The sequence below is a fragment of the Gordonibacter sp. An230 genome (assembly GCF_002159915.1).
Lineage (GTDB): Bacteria > Actinomycetota > Coriobacteriia > Coriobacteriales > Eggerthellaceae > Rubneribacter.
Window position 1 is genome coordinate 35097 of the sequence record NZ_NFJP01000002.1, and the last position, 13072, is coordinate 48168.

Here is a 13072-nt window from a genome sequence, read left to right on the forward strand (position 1 = left end):
CAAACTACGCGCAGAGCAACGGAGGCGAAGGCGGCGAGAAAGACGCGGGACGCAAGAGCACGAGGACGCGAGCAGAGAGCCGACGGAAGGCAGGCGGAAAGCTGGCGGGAAAATGAGCTGAAAGGGCAAGGCGCCTGCGAGAACGGGCGGAAAAGCCGAAAGTTCGGCGAGAAGCGCAAGGAGTCGCCGGGCAAAAACAAGGTCGGGACAGAAAGCGCGACGGAGAGGTCATCCCTCGTCGACGCGCTGAAGCAGCTCTTCACGCGACGAAACTCCCAGCTTGCGGTAGATGCTCTTCACGTGCGTGCGCACGGTGCTCTCAGAGATGACGAGCGTCTTCGCCACATACGCGATGCCGTGGCCGCGACCGAGGTACGCGAGGATCTCCGATTCGCGCGGCGACAAACCACCCTCGCGCGACAGACGCTCGCAACGCTCCTGCAGCACGCCGACACCCTCGACGGGCGCGCACGCATCGTCGACCGGCAAAGCGACCTCGCGACGCCATGCCGCCACAAGCGGAACCCCCACGAGCAACGCGAAGTACGCCGTGCTCAGCACAAGAAGCACCGGGCCGCCTTGCTGGTACGCGAACAGCGGCAGCGAGCCGCACCAAATGCCGGCCAGAGACACAAGGGCGAACGCGGCCACGACGAGTCCGTAGATGAGGGGTGCCGAGAACTCGCGAGCGTGAGCCATGGCGCAAAGACTGGCCAGCGCCAAGATGCCGATGACACCGTAGAACACATACGATACCGAAGCGGCCAGCCACTGCGGTCCCGTGCCCACCGGAAAGCTGTTCAACACGACGAGAGCAAGCGCGAACAGCGGCAGCACCACCTGATAGACAAGGGGCAGCAACGGACAACGCATCTCCGCAAGGCTGAGCGGCAGCACGACGACGGCTGCCACGATGCCGCCAAGCGCTTCGACGTAGATGAGGTCGAACAGCATGAACTTGCGCACGCCCATAAGAAAGCCGAACATGAGCAACCCGACGAGCGGCATGGCCAGAACCGACGCCATGCGCCTGGCGCTCGACAGCAAACCGACCGCACCGTCAACGGACGCAACCAATTCGGAAGCAAGCGGGTCGGACACGAACGCCTCGCCCTCCGCAGCATCACGCACCGTGCGGGAAAGCTCGCCGCGCAGCGCCTTCCAAAGCGGCAGCAGAACGCCCAGCACAAGCAGAAGCGCGAACGCTACGAGCCCCACCTGCATCGACACGGCAGAGAGCAGCAGCTCCGCCAACGAGCCCATGCCGACCAGCACGGCGAGCGAGAAGAGAGCCTGCCGCATGTCGAGCGCTGAAAAGTACGTCCCCCACGCCAAGCACAGCGGCACCACGCCCACCGCCACGGCAAGACCCGCGACGAAGGCGACGACCCCCACCCCAAAACCCGGCACCGCAAGCGCAAGTGCGAACAGCACGAACCCGCCTACGTAGAACGCCGCTGCCGCCGAGACAGCCGGAAACCCCACAAAGACGGCTCCGCCGCTGCGCAGCGACGCCACGGCGACGAACAGCCCCGTCACCACCGCAGACAGCATCATCGCGTTCACGAACCACGGCATGACCTCGCCCGAAGCAGGAAACAGGTCGTTGAACATGACGAGGTTCGGCGAATAGAGCGGCAATGTCGAAAAGAACGCCGCGAACAGCAAGGATTCCAATCTGAACTCCCGTACGACGCGCATCGACCCCTCCTTTCGCTCGCGCGAACCCGTCGTGGCAAGTATAGCCGAAACCCTGCCCTTTGCGCGCCGACCTGCATCCGCCCTCGCGCTCTGATACCCCGAATCAACCACCGTCCGAACCGACACGGCGCAAGGGAACCGCCCGACGCATGGCGAACGCATGCACCTCCAAGCCTGCCGCATCGTCTCATGAACGCAAAAAGGGGAGGGGTTCGCAGCGGCATGAGCCGGCTGCAACGACGCGCGAAGCGCGACAGACGCGCTTCGCCCCCTCCCCGACGGGATCGGCGCGAGCCTTTCCCATCCGCGGCTGCATCGACATACTCTGCCACGCCCCCCCTTGCGCCCGCGCCTCAAGCCAGCAAGGCCGCATCCGCGCGCCCTCGGAAGCAACGAACCGCCGAACTCGCCAATCGCCTTTCATCGCCGCAGATGGAAAGGCTCCCCCAAATCCGCGAGGGCCGAAATGGGCGCATTACCCCATCGCGGCGATTCCGAAGCCGACGCGGCGCGCCTATGATCAAAGCGCCGCCCGCACGAAGACGAGCGGCACGGCGCACTCGCCATCCGCGGCACGCGCGCCCAACGGAACATGGGCGTTCGCGCAAGCACCGCACATCGCATGAGGACGGCGCGCCGAAGCACGCGGAGCCGAATCCGCAGAAGGCAAGGAGCAAGGGAGGAAAACATGAGCACACGATCAGGACTGTCCCGACGCACGTTCCTCGGCCTGGGAGCCACCGCCGCCGTGGCGGCGGGCGCAGGCCTTGCAGGCTGCGCGCCCCAATCGAGCACGAGCGCGAACGCATCGGGCAAAAGCGCCTCGAACGGCACGTCGGAATCGAGCTGGAAGACCCCGCCCGAGGAGATCACCGAGTTCGCCCAGGAGATCGACTGCGACGTCGTGGTGTGCGGCCACGGATTCGCCGGCATCACCGCCTGCCGCGAGCTCGCCGAAGAGGGCTACCGGGTCGTCCTCGTGGAGAAGCAGCCCGAAGAGACGTACGCAGCAGTGGGCAACGAGGCCGGCACGCTCAACGCCTCCATCCTCAAGGAGCGCGGCGTGCCTGAAATCGATCCGGTCGAGTTTTACCAGAACTGGATGCTCATCACGGGCAACTACCCCAACCAAGAGCTGGTCATGAAATACGCGCAGAACTCGGGCGCGAACATGGACTGGTACCTGTCCGAGCTGACCGAAGAGGACTTCGCCACCATGACGACGGCCTTCTTCCCCAAAACCGAGCACCAGCTCGACGAGCTGGGCGGAGTGAAGTTCTGGCCGAGCGTGTGCAGCTTCTACGGAGAGTGCAACCAGACGAAGATCCACGGCTACAACCGCGAGGTGGCGAAAGCGAACGGCGCGGAGTTTCTGTTCGGTACCGAGGCGCTCTACATCGTTATGAGCGACGGCCAGGTGGCGGGGCTTGTGGCCACCAACGCCGACGGCAACATCAAGTTCACCTGCCGGGCCGTGGTCATCGCGTGCGGCGGTTTCGGCGGCAACCCCGAGATGCTCGCTGACCTCATTCCCGACATGGCCGGAGCGCTTGTCGGCGAGGAGCAGCTCACCTCCATGTCGGCCAACGACGGCCGCGGCGTCCAGATGGCCTACTGGGCCGGCGCGCATCTTGAGACGTGCCCCATCCCCGGCATGAACATGAAGGGCCTCTCGGTGCCCGGCAAGATGAACTGCCTGCCCCAGGCCGTATGGATCGACGAGAACGGCAAGCGCTTCTGCAACGAGTTCTACCCTACGTCGGAGCAGCGCGGTCTGTCCACCGTGTACACCGCCCGCAAGACGAAGTTCGCCGTATGCGACGCCAACTTCCCCGAATACCGCCAGTACACCATCCCCCAGCATGCCGGGTTCAACGCCACCGAGGAGAACATCGCCGCATTGCGGGAGTCGCTCGACGTCGCCTACGCCAAATACCAGGGTACCTACGAGGAGCCCGAGCAGGCCGAGGACGAGGGCGGCCCGGGCGGCAGCGGACCCCAGACCACGGTCGAGTTCATCGCCGACGACACGCTCGAAGGCCTGGCCGCGCAGATGGGCCTTGAGGGCGAGGCGGTGGCGAACTTCGTCAAGACCATCGAAGACTACAACGCCTACTGCGAGGCGGGTGCCGACCAGCAGTTCGGACGCGACGCCCGGGTGCTGTTCCCGGTGAAGGAGCCGCCGTTTTTCGCCTGCACGTTCGACCCCGTGCTCGGCGAGACGATGGTCACCTGCGGAGGCATCATCACCGACGGCGAGCAGAACGCGCTCGACGAGAACTTCGAACCCATTCCCGGCCTCTACGTGTCCGGCAACGACTGCGGCCGCCGCTTCGGCTACGATTACATAACCCCTATCCCCGGAGTGAGCCTCGGCATGGCCATCACGCTCGGCCGCGAGTGCGGAAAGTCCGTGGGGGCGTTCCTCGGATAGCGCCACCTTTCCCTTGTCCTCCCTCCCTCGGAAAGCCCGGCGACGCCGGGCTTTCCGAGCGCCCGCCGGACCTGCCTCCTATCGGGCCGAGCGCCTCTGCTAAGCCGAGCGCCCGCCAGATCGAGCCCCCTCCCCCAATGCCCTTTCCCCACAAGATCAGCATAGCGTCGGCTTCACCGGGCATCCCCTCGCTCCAAGCAAAGCAGCCACCGGCCCGAGCGCCCCTATCTGGCTCAGCCGGAAAGGGAAACGGACGTGCCGATCAGAAAGTTTGCGGATAGCGGTCGAGGATCGACACGCGAAAGCAGGCGGGATCCCCAGACTCGAATCCCTTTCGCCCAAGGAGAGGGGCACTGCGAGCGTCACCGCAAGTTCGACCCGAATAGCACAAGGTCGATGAGCTCCTGCTTCGCGTGGATGTTGAGCTTCTCGTAGACGTGCCTGATGTGCGTCCTTGTGGTGTTGTAAGAGATATGCAGCTCATCGGCGATGTACTTCGCGCTTCGCCCCATTGCGATAAGGCCGAGGATCTCCACCTCGCGTCGGGTCAGCCCGTTCTCGAATGCAAGCTTCTGGCAGCATGCAAGGATCTCCGCAGGCACGCCGTCCCCCTGCGAAGCGCCCGAACGCTCTGCGTCGTCCGATTCCGCCACGGCCCTGCATCCGTCGCCCCTCGTGCCTCCGTATCCGTCGCTCCGCGCTTCTCCTCGTCCAGAACCTCCCGCGCGTGCCGCCTTGCCTACCGCCGCGCCCGCAGCCTCCGCCGCCGCGCGTGCCGTCGCGCCGTTCGCAGCATCCGAAGCATCCGTCGCCCCCAGCGTCCCCAGCGCCGCGCCGTTCGCCGTCGGCCCCAGCGTCCGCACCGCGCCCGACGCACGCGTCGCCTCCGCATCCGCGCGCAAAGCCTCTGGGAGCGCCCCCTCCGCATCCCCCACATCCCCCGCGTTCGCCACATCCCCCGCACCCGGCTCCCGCACGGCCCCGCCCTTCTTCGACCGCGCCTTCTCAGCCCGTCCCCCGCCAAGAACATGACGGCACACGCTCGCAAAGTACAGCAACGTCAAGCCGACACCAAGGCACGGCGAAAGCAGGCACCCCCCCCCCGAACGTCGATACGCGCACGACCAGCTGCCCCACGCACATCGCCTCGAACATCACACCCACCGCCAGCCCCTTCACCGCATAGGGCGACGTGCGGATGTCGTACGCGAAGATGGCAACGATGAGCACCCACACGCTCGTCTCCCACAATGCATCGGGCGAGCGGTCTGGTATGCCCGCACCTCCCATGACAAGCCCGATGCAGAACAGAGGCGCAACGCACACGCACAACGTGAGCACCGCCGTCCCCCACGCGCTCAAAGCCGACCCCTCCCGCGCGAAGCGGCCCATCAACCCGCTGCAGAACACCATGGCCAAAACCGCCAGCGCTTCGAACAGCGCCATGTAGTTCAACCCCGAAGAAAGCACGCCGTCCTCGCGCCCCGACAAATACGCCATCACGCTGCACCCCACCGCGAACACCGCCGCCACCACGACGAGCACCCGAAGCGCCTGGGCCCGCTCGCCCACGATGACGGCGCTGCCGTCCTCCCCCCGTCCGGCCTGGACGATGCACGCGAAGGCCGCAAGCGGAAGCGCCAGGAGAAATCCCTGGGCCACAGCGTCCGAAAACGTGCTGACCAATCGGAACAGAAAATAAACGGCAACCGCCACCGCAAGCGACGGGTCGACGAAGAACGAATCGGGGTCGGGGCGCGACGCTCGAATCGTCGATGTCCAGATGACGGTCATCCAGCCGCACGCAAGCCCCAACAGCGCACCCGAAGCCCAGAACAACCCCACCCCTACCACGGGCAACATAGACACAAGCGCAAGCACAGCCCCAACCGCCGCCGCCATGCTGACAGCCGGCACGCCGAACGACGACTCGATGAACAGCCGAGCGCGCAGAAGCGGCTTCGCCACGAGGTGCGCAAGCGTGACCGCGCAAACGACGATCAAGAAGAACGTCGAAAGCTCCGCGAGCGAGCGATCGACGCCGACGTAGTACATGGTGCGGATGACCATATGCGAGGTGAAGAAGTACAGCACCCCTATGCCAACATCGAACACGGTCGGCCTCCCAACGAGCGCAAAGCCGCGCCCCCGCTCGCACATCCCGTTTCGCATGGCGCCTCCCCTGCCCTTTCGCGCGGCCCTCCCGCCACGCGTCCCCGTCAGTATAGTGGAGGCAACACCACCTGGCGAATAACGCATTTCGAGTGATTTTAAGAGCGAATTCCCAACCGGCGGCTTTGCTGAGCGAAAAGCCCCTCGAAGCGAGTGATGCGGCGGCGGCAATTGGCCGCTATGCTCGAAAGGCCCCGAGGAAGGGGACGCCCCACCCTTGCAGGGGCAGGCACAAAAGAACTCGAGGAGGGACCATGAGCATCGAAACACCCATGAACCGCCGCAGCTTCCTCAAGGGAGCGACCGTCGTGGGAGCCGCCGCGGCGGCCACCGGAGCGCTTGGACTGGCGGGGTGCGCCCCGCAGGGCAAAGGCGACGCGGCCAAAGGAGCCGCCACGACCGAGCAGGGAGAATTGATTCTCGACGCCGAAACGTTCCAGAACGCGAAGTGGAACTTCGAGATTCCGCCCGAGCCCGTCGACGAGAGCAAGATCACGAACACCGTCGAATGCGAGATCCTCGTCATCGGCGCGGGCGTGGGCGGGCTCGTCACCGCCGCGTCCGCCGTCGAGGAAGGCGCCGACGTCGTGCTCATCGCCTCGAGCGACGGCCCCGTGTCGCGCGGAGGCTCCAACGCGGCCTTCAACACGCGCCTCACCCACGAGCTGGACCTCGACTTCACCCGCGAGGAGATCGAACCCATCTTCCAGTCCATCTTCGCCGCAAACAGCTTCCGCCTCGACCAGGAGAAGTGGTGGCTTGTGTTCGACGAGTCCGGCACCGCCATGAACTGGCTCATGGACAAGGTGGCGCCCTACGGCATCTCCGCCGTCATCGAGAACAACCAGCGCGACGGCGGCACGAGCTGGTGGGACGGCGGTCCGCTCAAAACGCTCAACGTGTCGCACTCCTTCGTGGCCGAGGGCGCCCAGGCGGCCGGCGCGTCGCAGCAGATCGTCGTCGAGGCCTTGGCCGAGGAGATCACAAAGGGCGGCGGCCGGATCTTCTACAGCACGACAGCCGTGCAGCTCGACCGGGAAGGCGACAACACCGGGCGCGTCACCGGCTGCGTCGCGAAGCACGACAGCGAGTACACCCGCTATAACGCTTCGAAAGGCGTGGTGCTGGCCACAGGCGACTTCTCGCAGGACAAGGACATGGTGGCGAAGTACTGCCCCATGGCGCTGCCGTTCGGCTATGGCGGCGTCTACGACGGCAGCGGCCTCAAGCTGGCGCTGTGGATCGGCGCCGCCTGGCAGAAGTACACGCCGAACGCGCCCATGCTGGCCACGATGGGCGACGAGGTGCTGCCGTGCCGCTGGTGGGCCGAAGGTGCGCTCACGACGTTCCCCGGCCTGCTCGTGAACAAGAAGGGCGTGCGCTACTCCAACGAGAACTGCACGTACGGCTACATGCCCTACCCGCAGCGCGTGCAACCCGACGGATGCGCGTTCCTCATCTGGGACGAGAACTGGGTGCGCGACTCCGCGCCCTGGCAGAGCGACCGCGTGGGCGGCGAGGCGCGCGACACGCAAGAGGTCTACGACGCCATCCAGGCGCTGTTCGACCCCAACACCGACTGGACCACCACCGAAGAGTACGCGGGATTCGACGCCACCATGGCCGAGAACGCCGTCAAGGCCGACACCCTCGAGGAGCTGGCCGACGGGCTGGGGCTTCCCCGCGAGGAGTTCCTCGCCCAGGTGGAGCGGTACAACGGCTACTGCGAGACGGGCCTCGACGACGAGTTCCACAAGGACAAGCGCTTCCTCTTGCCGGTGAAGCAGCCGCCGTTCTACGGCATCAAGAACGAGCCCTACACGCTGTGCATCACCGGCGGCCTCAACACCGACATCCAGATGCACGTATGCGATGCCAACAACGACCCCATCCCCGGGCTGTACGGCGTTGGCACGGTCGTAGGCGACATGTACGGCGACGTGTACGACTACAAAGTGCCGGGCATCAACCTCGGCGGCGCCTGCACCACGTTCGGCTATCTGCTGGGCAAGAACCTGACCGCCGGCACCTGGTAGGCACCCGCAAGCCCATCCCCCCCTGTCGGGCCCGGCGCAGCTCCGGGCCCGATGCGTTAGAACTCGTCGTCCGTGAACACGCAGTTCACGCCGTTGTCCGCGCAGAGGCCCTGCAGCTTCCGATCAATCGTGAACAGGGTGGCGCCCAACCTGCGCGCCAAGACGAAGTACAGCATGTCGTAGACGGGGTGGCCCAGTCGCACCGCCTCGGACAGCGCCTCGACAACAAGCTCCTCATCATCGAAGAACTCCCCCACCAAAGCCGTAGCTGCCGCAGCCGCTGCGTCAGCCTCGCGTCGGTCCACCATGCCGGCACGAACGCTCTTCCATAAAACATTCGCCAACTCGACCTTGAGAAACGCGGGTGCGGCGATGCCCTCCCCTTTAAGCAGCAGCGCCTCCAGAGCCTTCCCCTCCTGCGTGCCGCGCACCATGGCAAACGCCGCATTGCAATCGAGCACGATCATGAGACAGCCCCCTCTTCGCGCACCTTGCCGAATTCGAACGTCGCCTCCATGATGCGGTCGGTGCGCTCCTCGCGCCCTTCCCGGACCATTGCCACTATCTCGTCCGCCGTCGGTTCCGGTCCCTTCCATGTAAGCTTCCGCATCTCTGCGAACAGCTCCTTGCGCCTCTTGGCGCGCTCGGCGCGGGCGGCCTCGGTGTCGAAGTCGAAGTAGCGCGGGCGCGGACAGCGAAGGCGCTCGCCGTCCCAATGGTATCCGGGCTCATCGGCGCGCGCGAGCATCTGCTCCACGGCCACGATGGTCTGCTGGGCGACGCTGCGATGCTGGCTGGCCGCGTATTCCTTCAACCGTTCGTACAGATCGTCGGGGAAATCGCGCACTTGCAGGGCGGGCATGGCATGCTCCTTTCGCTTCATGCATAGTGCATGCATCATACCTTCTTTTCTTTACATGCGCAATACCTGCATTCAGCATGCATACTGTCAACAAGCGTGCGAAAGGAACATCGCGCAACGAAGGCGTGCGCTTCGCGAAGCGGATTCATCCGATTCACCCGACGGACGGAGGAAACCACGCACGTTCGGTCAAAAATCCGAACTTTTTCGCAAATAATGTACCGAATTGGCAAAGGCGGAAGGGAAAATGCCGCTCGCACCATACGAAGACGCCGCATTTGCAGCCAAGCGGGGCTCCAAACACCTTAAAACAGCGCGTATCGCATCGAATCGGTAAAATATCGATAAAAGTTTCCGAGTTCTTTACCGATTCGACCGATGACCGCCTTTACGCAGCGAGACGTTCGAAACGGGCATCGCCCCCTCGGCGGCCGAGTACGACGCGATGCCGACGCCGAACGCGCCGAATGCGCTCGCCCTCCGAACGCCTAGCCTTCGACCGCGGAATCGCCGTCGCCGAAAACGTCCTCGACGCGCACGGCGGCAGCCGCACCGCCCACCGGCTCGCCGCCGAAGCGCGCGAGCAGGGCGAGCATCGCCTCTAGATCGACCGGGCGCTCGGTATGCGTTCGCATGTTGCGCACCTTGACCTGGCCCGCCGCCACCTCGTCGGGCCCCAGCACGGCCACGATGCCCGCCCCCAGCTTGTCAGCCAGCTTGAACTGTCCCTTCAAGCTGCGGTGCTGATGGTCCATCTCGCCGGCCAACCCCGCGTCGCGGCACGCCTGAACAAGCGAGAACGCCGTCCGGCGCACGGAATCGTCCACGCACGCCACGAACACGTCGCAGCGCGCCGCCGGCGCGAACGCATGGCCCGCCGCCTGAAGCGCGAGCACGCAGCGCTCGTATCCGAGCGCCCAACCGAAGCCCGGCGTGGGACGGCCGCCCACCTCCTGGGCCAGCTTGTCGTAGCGCCCGCCGCCGCCGATGGCGTTCTGACTGCCCATGCCCTCGGTCACCTGCACCTCGAACACGGTGCGCGTGTAGTAGTCCAACCCGCGCACGAGCGTGGAGTCCTCCACATAGGCAAGCTCTGCGCCGTCCAGGTACCCCTTCACGGCCTCGTAGTGCTCGCGGCACCCGTCGCACAGGTGGTCGGCGATCTTCGGCGCGCCCTCCATGACGGCGGCGCAACCGGGGTTCTTGCAGTCGAACGCGCGCAACGGGTTGATCTCGGCGCGGCGGCTGCACTCCTCGCACAGCTCGCCCGCATGCGCGGCCATATACGCGCGCACGGCCTCCCGGTATGCCGGACGGCACGCGTCGCAGCCCATCGAGTTCACCAAAAGGCGCATGGTTTCCGCAGGAATGCCGATGGCCGCGAAGAAGCGCATGAGCATGATGATGCCCTCGGCGTCCACGCTGGGGTCTTCCGCTCCCAGGCATTCGATCCCCACCTGGTTGAACTGGCGCTGGCGGCCCTTTTGCGGACGCTCGGCGCGAAACATCGGGCCGGCGTACATGAGCTTGGCGGGCGCGGCGCCCTGCGGGACGAGGTCGTGCTGCACGACGGCGCGCACGACGCCGGCGGTGCCCTCGGGGCGCAGGCTCAGACGGCTTTTCGCCTTCACGGTGCCGCCGTTAAGAAGCGTGGCCAGGTTCTGGCCGGAAATGGCCGTGAACATCTCCTTCGACACGACGTCGGTGGCCTCCCCGATGCCGCGCACGAACAGCTCCGTCTGCTCGAACAGCGGCGTCTCGATGGGCACGTAGCCGTACCGACCGCACACGTTCGCAGCCGTCGCCTTGAAATGCGCCCAGAACGCTGCCTCGTCGGGGAGCAGATCTTTCGTTCCTTCGGGAGCTGTGAGTGCCATGAGCATTCCTTTGTTTTCTCGACGATTCGACGGATTGCCCATATTGTAGCGCACTTCGCCTGCCGAAACGACGGGGCACGCGCAACGCGCCATGAAGAGGCAGCGGCTCAGCGAGCGGCGTGGAAACGAGCCGCCGCGTCCACGAAAGAGGGAGCCCAGTCAGGAGAAGCCAGCGCGTTCACATGCAGGTAGCCGGCGATGACGTTCTTGCGGCAAACGCCGTCGCAGCCGCCGGTTACGCCGCGCCCGCGCTCGTTGCTCAGGGCGAACGTCGAATCCGGATCCAGATCGACCACGGTCGAGTGATGATGCTCGTGGCCGATTAGCACGGTGCCGGCCGAAAGCCATCCCGCCCCCGTGGCCACGCCGCGTGCGTAGCCGTGCGCGCGCTGCGCATCGCACATGACCGAGTCGAAGCCCAGCGCGCCCACCATCGAATGGGTTCGACCTCGATAGGTCAGCGTGCGACCCAAGTACAGCAGGCCGCCGCACTCCGCGAACACCGGCATCCCGCCCTCGATGCGCTCCCGCACGCTCACCCGCATGTCGGCGTTGGCCGCAAGCCGGCACGCAAACTCCTCGGGAAACCCGCCCCCGATGTACAGTCCGTCGAGGTTGCCAGGGAGCATGGCGTCACGCATGCTGTCCACGAAAACGAGCTGGGCGCCCGCACGCTCCAGCGCCTCCAGGTTTTCCGGATAATAGAACGAAAAAGCCTCGTCGCGCATCACGCCGATCGCCGCTCGCGTCACGGCTCGGCATCCATCGAGCGCGATCGGCGCCCCCTGCGCCCCTCCTGTCACAGGGGACGCCGATCGCGCGATGGACAACACCGCATCCATATCCACGCAACGCTCCACATGGGCGGCCATGCCATCGAGCATCCGTTCGCGATCGGCTGCCTCGGCGCTCGTCACCAAACCAAGATGGCGATCAGGCACGCCCATGCAGCCGTCCTTCGACACCGCGCCCACCACCGGCACACCGCACATGCGCTCGATCACCTCGCTCACCAGTGATCGCTGCCGCTCGCCACGAACTTTGTTCAAGATCACTCCGGCGATTCGCACATCCGGATCAAAATCGCGCATACCCATCACCACGGCACCCGCGGTGCGCGTCATGCGCGTCACGTCCAGAACCAAGATGACCGGCGTGCCCGTGGCCTTGGCGATTTCAGCCGACGACGTGCTGCCCTGCGCGTCCAGCCCGTCGTAGAACCCCATTGCAGCCTCGATGACGCACACATCGGCCCCCGCCGAAGCTTCGCGCAGCACATGGCGCAACAGATCGGGGGGCATGAAGAAGCGATCGAGGTTGCGGCCCGTACGCCCGGCCGCCGCCGCATGCCACCCCGGGTCGATGAAGTCAGGGCCCTTCTTGAACGGTTGCACCTCAAGACCGCACCGACGCAAGGCGCGCATCAGGCCAAGAGACACGACCGTCTTGCCACTGCGCCCGCTCGGCGCCGCGATCATCACCCTCGGCAGCACCGTCGCTTCGTTGATACCGCTCATAGCGAATCGAAGACCGCGTCGGCAACCGGCGCGGCCTTCTCCTTCCTACACGCAGCCGGTCGGCTTGAGCAGGCCGGCTATCTTGCAAGCTCCCTTGCCCGGACCGCTCGGGAACAGTTCGTAGATCTCGGCATTGGACTTGCCGGTATCCTTGAGCATCTTGCGCACCATGGGGGCCACGCCGAACTCGGCGTAGTAGTTGCGCAGGTAGTTGATGACCTCCCAATGCTCAGGGGTCAACTCCACCTCCTCGGTCTTGGCCAGGGCCTCGGCAACTTCCTCGTCCCACTGGCTGGCATCCTCCAGAAAACCGTCCTCGTCAAGCGCCAGAACGCGGTCGCCGACTACCAATTCAGCCATGTTGCTCCTCCTTACGTCGTTGTGCCTGTCCATGCAAATTCTATGACCAGTCGACAGGGCCTCCCGCCGATTGATGCCTCCTCTTACGCACGCGCGAAAGTCGTCGTGCGCCT

At 65.5% G+C, this 13072-nt stretch carries 10 protein-coding genes; 2 read left to right on the forward strand and 8 right to left on the reverse strand.

Annotation, left to right across the window (positions count from 1 at the left end; translation table 11 throughout):
• Positions 1 to 228 precede the first annotated feature (228 nt).
• Positions 229 to 1701, reverse strand: coding sequence for a helix-turn-helix transcriptional regulator (locus B5F40_RS01350; protein WP_162610848.1), 1473 nt, complete (start codon positions 1699 to 1701; stop codon positions 229 to 231).
• A gap of 688 nt (positions 1702 to 2389) precedes the next feature.
• Between B5F40_RS01350 and B5F40_RS01355 the strand changes: the two genes are divergently transcribed.
• Entirely contained in the window at positions 2390 to 4135 is a 1746-nt protein-coding gene (locus B5F40_RS01355; protein WP_087192589.1) for an FAD-dependent oxidoreductase, read from the forward strand.
• 362 nt (positions 4136 to 4497) lie between these two features.
• On the opposite strand, the gene B5F40_RS16515 is transcribed toward B5F40_RS01355, so the two are convergent.
• Entirely contained in the window at positions 4498 to 5112 is a 615-nt protein-coding gene (locus B5F40_RS16515; protein WP_087192590.1) for a LuxR family transcriptional regulator, read from the reverse strand.
• A 28-nt stretch (positions 5113 to 5140) separates the two neighbouring features.
• Positions 5141 to 6307 carry a LuxR family transcriptional regulator gene (locus tag B5F40_RS01365; protein ID WP_140396374.1) on the reverse strand — a complete coding sequence of 389 codons (1167 nt, stop codon included), beginning with the start codon at positions 6305 to 6307 and terminating at the stop codon, positions 5141 to 5143.
• A gap of 254 nt (positions 6308 to 6561) precedes the next feature.
• Between B5F40_RS01365 and B5F40_RS01370 the strand changes: the two genes are divergently transcribed.
• Entirely contained in the window at positions 6562 to 8343 is a 1782-nt protein-coding gene (locus tag B5F40_RS01370) for an FAD-dependent oxidoreductase (protein WP_087192592.1), read from the forward strand.
• A 56-nt stretch (positions 8344 to 8399) separates the two neighbouring features.
• Here B5F40_RS01370 and B5F40_RS01375 read toward each other — a convergent pair whose 3' ends face one another.
• From B5F40_RS01375 to B5F40_RS01395, 5 genes are all read right to left on the reverse strand, one after another.
• A complete protein-coding gene (locus tag B5F40_RS01375) occupies positions 8400 to 8810 on the reverse strand; it encodes a type II toxin-antitoxin system VapC family toxin (RefSeq protein WP_087192593.1) in 411 nt (136 codons plus the stop codon).
• Complete coding sequence (locus tag B5F40_RS01380; RefSeq protein ID WP_087192731.1) at positions 8807 to 9205, reverse strand: ribbon-helix-helix domain-containing protein; 399 nt, start codon at positions 9203 to 9205, stop codon at positions 8807 to 8809. The genes B5F40_RS01375 and B5F40_RS01380 overlap by 4 nt, the downstream gene beginning before the upstream one ends.
• 488 nt (positions 9206 to 9693) lie before the next feature.
• On the reverse strand, positions 9694 to 11082 hold the full coding sequence (gene hisS / locus B5F40_RS01385) for a histidine--tRNA ligase (RefSeq protein ID WP_087192594.1): 1389 nt from the start codon (positions 11080 to 11082) through the stop codon (positions 9694 to 9696).
• Between the two features lie 107 nt (positions 11083 to 11189).
• Complete coding sequence (locus tag B5F40_RS01390) at positions 11190 to 12599, reverse strand: cobyrinate a,c-diamide synthase (RefSeq protein ID WP_087192595.1); 1410 nt, start codon at positions 12597 to 12599, stop codon at positions 11190 to 11192.
• Positions 12600 to 12644: 45 nt separating this feature from the next.
• Entirely contained in the window at positions 12645 to 12959 is a 315-nt protein-coding gene (locus B5F40_RS01395; RefSeq protein WP_087192596.1) for a TusE/DsrC/DsvC family sulfur relay protein, read from the reverse strand.
• Between the last annotated feature and the right edge of the window lie 113 nt (positions 12960 to 13072).

Coding starts and splice junctions, on each gene's coding strand:
- B5F40_RS01355 (WP_087192589.1), top strand. CDS start 2,390: ATGAGCACACGATCAGGACTGTCCCGACGCACGTTCCTCGGCCTGGGA.
- B5F40_RS01370 (WP_087192592.1), top strand. CDS start 6,562: ATGAGCATCGAAACACCCATGAACCGCCGCAGCTTCCTCAAGGGAGCG.
- hisS (WP_087192594.1), bottom strand. CDS start 11,082: ATGGCACTCACAGCTCCCGAAGGAACGAAAGATCTGCTCCCCGACGAG.
- B5F40_RS01365 (WP_140396374.1), bottom strand. CDS start 6,307: ATGCGAAACGGGATGTGCGAGCGGGGGCGCGGCTTTGCGCTCGTTGGG.
- B5F40_RS01375 (WP_087192593.1), bottom strand. CDS start 8,810: ATGATCGTGCTCGATTGCAATGCGGCGTTTGCCATGGTGCGCGGCACG.
- B5F40_RS01390 (WP_087192595.1), bottom strand. CDS start 12,599: ATGAGCGGTATCAACGAAGCGACGGTGCTGCCGAGGGTGATGATCGCG.
- B5F40_RS01350 (WP_162610848.1), bottom strand. CDS start 1,701: ATGCGCGTCGTACGGGAGTTCAGATTGGAATCCTTGCTGTTCGCGGCG.
- B5F40_RS01395 (WP_087192596.1), bottom strand. CDS start 12,959: ATGGCTGAATTGGTAGTCGGCGACCGCGTTCTGGCGCTTGACGAGGAC.
- B5F40_RS01380 (WP_087192731.1), bottom strand. CDS start 9,205: ATGCCCGCCCTGCAAGTGCGCGATTTCCCCGACGATCTGTACGAACGG.